Source organism: Streptomyces sp. SID10853 (genome assembly GCF_010548145.1).
Classification (GTDB): Bacteria; Actinomycetota; Actinomycetes; order Streptomycetales; family Streptomycetaceae; genus Streptomyces.
Genome location: NZ_JAAGLN010000432.1, coordinates 1 through 2,621 on the forward strand (window position 1 = coordinate 1; position 2,621 = coordinate 2,621).

Annotated in this window: 2 protein-coding genes; both read right to left on the minus strand. The window is 73.4% G+C overall.

Translation table 11 applies throughout. From position 1 onward, the window contains the following. On the minus strand, positions 1–630 hold a 630-nt coding region (locus G3I19_RS35955; RefSeq protein WP_203601132.1), incomplete at its 3' end, for an SWIM zinc finger family protein. After that, positions 627–2,621: DEAD/DEAH box helicase (locus tag G3I19_RS35960; RefSeq protein WP_164267875.1), on the minus strand; the 1,995-nt coding region annotated here is incomplete at its 5' end. The genes G3I19_RS35960 and G3I19_RS35955, both read right to left, overlap by 4 nt.

The window sequence follows — 2,621 nt, forward strand, 5'->3', positions numbered from 1 at the left end:
GCCGGGGTACGGCCCGGCCCCCAGCGGCGGGGGCAGTGGCGGCAGGAAGTGCGGTGCGAGTGCCTCCCGTGCGGGGACACCGGCGGCGGGCGGTGCGGCGGGCTGCTCCCGTGCGGAGTGGGCGGCGCTGCGCCGGGCCAGCTCGTCGAGGAGTTCGCGCTCGCCCCTGCCGCGCATCAGGAGCAGGACGAACGGGTCGGCGTCGAGGAGCCGGGCCGTCTCGTAGCAGAGGGCGGCTGCGTGCTTGCAGGGGCGGCCGGTGTCCGGGCAGGTGCAGGACGGAACGAGGTCGCCCGGCGCCGGAAGCAGGGCGACACCGGCCTCGGCGGCGGCATGGACCAGCGAGTGGGGCATGTCCTTGTCGAGCAGCGCGGCGATATGACCCGGCTGGGCGGCGGCCGCCGCCAGGAAGTGGTCCCAGTCGGCGTCGGAGAGCGTACGCAGCCGCAGCTCCGCCCGGTAGGGGCGCGGACGGCTCCCGTGCACATAGGCGAGGATGCGGCCCGGCGCCACGTTCACAGCGGCCACATGGCCACCGTCCGCATAGCTCCTGCCCCGTTCGAGGCGTCCGGCGTCGAGCGACAGCGCTTCCAGGGCGGCCACCCAGGCGTTCCCCCACCAGCTGCTCATGCGGACCTCCGCAGGGACACCAGGTCGGCCAGTTCCGCGTCGCCCAGCTCGGTGAGGGCGCTCTCACCGGAGCCGAGCACCGCGTCGGCCAGTGCGCGCTTGGCTGTCAGCATCTCGGCGATCCGGTCCTCGACGGTGCCTTCGGTGATCAGCCGGTGGACCTGTACGGGCTGGGTCTGGCCGATGCGGTACGCGCGGTCCGTCGCCTGTTCCTCGACGGCCGGGTTCCACCAGCGGTCGTAGTGGATGACATGGCCGGCTCTGGTGAGGTTCAGCCCGGTGCCGGCCGCCTTGAGGGAGAGCAGGAAGACGGGGCACTCGCCGGCCTGGAAGCGGTCCACCATCTCCTCGCGCCTGGCCACCGGTGTCCCGCCGTGCAGGAGCTGGGAGGGGATGCCGCGCGCGGTGAGGTGTTCGGAGAGCAGCCGGGCCATCGCCACGTACTGGGTGAAGACCAGGACGGCGCCGCCCGAGCCGCCCTCCGCGAGGATGGTGTCGAGGAGTTCGTCGAGGAGGGCGAGCTTCCCCGAGCGTCCGGCGAGGCGGGAGGGGCCTTCCTTCAGATACTGCGCCGGGTGGTTGCAGATCTGCTTGAGCGCGGTGAGCAGCTTCATGATCTGGGCGCGCCGGCCGAGCCCCTCACCGGCTTCGATGACGGCCATCGACTCGTGGACGACCGCCTGGTAGAGCGACGCCTGTTCCCTGGTGAGCGGGACGGGGTGATCGGTCTCCGTCTTGGGCGGCAGCTCGGGGGCGATGCCGGGGTCGGACTTCCTGCGGCGCAGGAGGAACGGCCTGACGAGCCCGGCCAGCCGCTCGACCGCGCCGTCCTCCTCGCCGTTCTCGACGATCCTCGCGTGGCGGGCGCGGAACGTCTTCAGCGGCCCGAGGAGCCCGGGGGTCGTCCAGTCGAGGAGCGCCCACAGCTCGGAGAGGTTGTTCTCCACGGGTGTGCCGGTGAGCGCGACCCGCGCCGGGGCGGGGATGGTGCGCAGGGCCTTCGCGGTCGCCGCGTGGGGATTCTTGATGTGCTGTGCTTCGTCGGCCACGACCATGCCCCAGGGGTGCCCGGCCAGTTCGGCTGCGCTGGTGCGCATCGTCCCGTACGTGGTGAGGACGAAGCCGCCGTCGGTACCGGTCAGTGAGCGGTCGGTGCCGTGGAAGCGGCGGACGGGCACGCCGGGGGCGAAGCGGGTGATCTCGCGCTGCCAGTTGCCGAGCAGTGAGGCGGGGCAGACCACCAGCGTGGGCTCGCGGCGTGCGCGGTGCAGATGGAGGGCGATGAGCGTGATCGTCTTGCCGAGTCCCATGTCGTCGGCGAGGCAGCCGCCGAGTCCGAGCGAGGTCATCAGATTGAGCCAGCCGAGACCGCGCAGCTGGTAGTCCCGCAGGGTGGCGTCCAGCCCCGGGGGCTGCGGCAGCGGCGCGGTGTCGGACGTGAGCCTGGAGCGCAGGGCGGCGAGCGCGCCGACCGGGACCGCTTCGACCGTCTCGCCGTCCACGTCGGCGCTGCCGGTCAGGGCCACCGACAGGGCGTCGACCGGTGAGAGGAGCCCCAGCTCCCGCTTCCGTGCCTTCCGTACGAGGGCCGGGTCGACGACGACCCACTGGTCCCGCAGGCGCACGATCGGGCGGTGGGCCTCGGCCAGGACGTCCATCTCCGCCTCCGTCAGCCGGTCGTCGCCGACGGCCAGCTGCCAGCTGAACGAGAAGAGCTGTTCCGCGTCGAAGAACGGAGTGCCGTCGGTGGCCGATCCCGGCGCGGGTCTGACGACCGCGGCCGCGGACAGCGACCGGACCAGCTCCCGCGGCCAGTGCACGGCCACGCCCGCCGCGGCGAGCCGGGGGGCCGCCGGGCCGAGCAGCTCGTACAACTCGTCCTCGGACAGCGGCAGTACGTCGGGCACGGGCCGCTCCAGGAGCCCGGCGAGCGGGGGCCAGACGCGCGCGGCGCGGCGCAGAGCCAGCACGGCGTCGATCCGGACCCGCGG